Annotated in this window: 1 protein-coding gene; it reads right to left on the bottom strand. The window is 62.1% G+C overall.

From position 1 onward, the window contains the following. Window positions 1–1,406, bottom strand: a 1,406-nt coding sequence (locus RRH01S_RS34625) for a beta strand repeat-containing protein (RefSeq protein WP_042477843.1), incomplete at both ends; no start/stop codon positions are given.

A 1,406-nucleotide genomic window follows, 5' to 3' on the forward strand; every position in this document is an offset into this window, starting at 1 on the left:
CCGATTGGCTGGTCGCGGCAAAATCGACGCCGGCGACAATGACATTGCCACTGATGCCCGATCCGGTGATCGAGACGTTACTTCCACCCAGAAGCTGGCCGTTGATCGCAATCGCACCGGGATTTGCGGACGACCCGATCGAGACAGCGCCGTGACTTGTGATGTTGCCGCCCGTAAATGCGCTCGCCAGCACATCGAGGTTGCCGGCCACGATCAGAGTGCCGGCAGTGGCGCTTCCTGCATTGATGTAGAGATCGCCACTAGATCCGAGAGCGATGGCGCCGTTTGATGATTGCGCGGTGGTGGCGAAGTCGACACCGGTAATGGCCTGGCCGACCTGGACGGTCTGGCCGGAGAGCGAGACGTCGTTGCCGCCGAGAAGCTGGCCCGTGACTTTGACGCTGCTGCTGCCGGCAAGGGTGATGTCGCCATGCCCAGTAACAGCGTTGGCTGTGATCGTGCTGCCGCTGGCCTCGATCACACCGGCGGACAGCATGGTTTGCGTAGCGATTCCTGCGGAGGCCGTAAGGTTCATGCCGCCGGACGATCCGAGCACGATGCTGCCACCGGCGGCATTGGTGGCGGCAAAGTCGATGCCGGAGATCAGGACGGGCGCACTGATGCTGCCGCCATTGATCGTCAGATTGCCTGCGGAGAGGATCTGATTGGAGACAGCGACGTCTCCGGTAATGCCGACATTGCCATGGCTCGTGATGCTGTCGGCGGTGAGATCTGCGGCCTTTGCCGTGAGATCACCGGCAGAAAGGATCGTTCCTCCGGCGATATTGCCGGAGGCCGTCAGGTTCATGCTGCCAGCGCGATTTCCTGCACTCGTCGCGGAAGAACCCAGCACGATATTGCCGCCCGCCGCATTGGTGGCAGCAAAATCAATGCCCGAGATCAGAACGGGTGCGGTAATGCTACCGCCGTTTATCGTCAGATTGCCTGCGGCCAGGATCTGATTGTTCACCTCGACATTGCCGGCGACACCGGTTGCGGTAATCGCCACATTGCCGTGACTGGTGATGCTGTCTGCCGTGAGATTGGCCGCCTTCGCCGTGACATCGCCCGCCGACAGGATCGTGCCGGCAGTGGCGTTGCCGGATATGGTGAGGTCCGTGTCGCCGGAGCTGGCAAGCTTGATATTGCCACCGCTGGCGTCGGTTGCCGCAAAATCGACGCCGGAAACGAGAAGGCCGGCATTGAGGCTGTTTGCGTTGATCGCGAGATCGCCGGCCGACAGCACCTGGCCGCTGATGTCAACGCGACCACTTGCGCCAGTGCCGCTAGCCTTCAGGGTGGCGTCGCCATGGGCGGTCAAACTGCCTGCCTTGAGATTGGCGCCGTCGGTGGTGAGATCGCCGGCCGACAGCAGCGTGCCGACGGTGATATCGCCTGTGGAGATT

The sequence above is a fragment of the Rhizobium rhizogenes NBRC 13257 genome (assembly GCF_000696095.1).
Classification (GTDB): Bacteria; Pseudomonadota; Alphaproteobacteria; order Rhizobiales; family Rhizobiaceae; genus Rhizobium; species Rhizobium rhizogenes.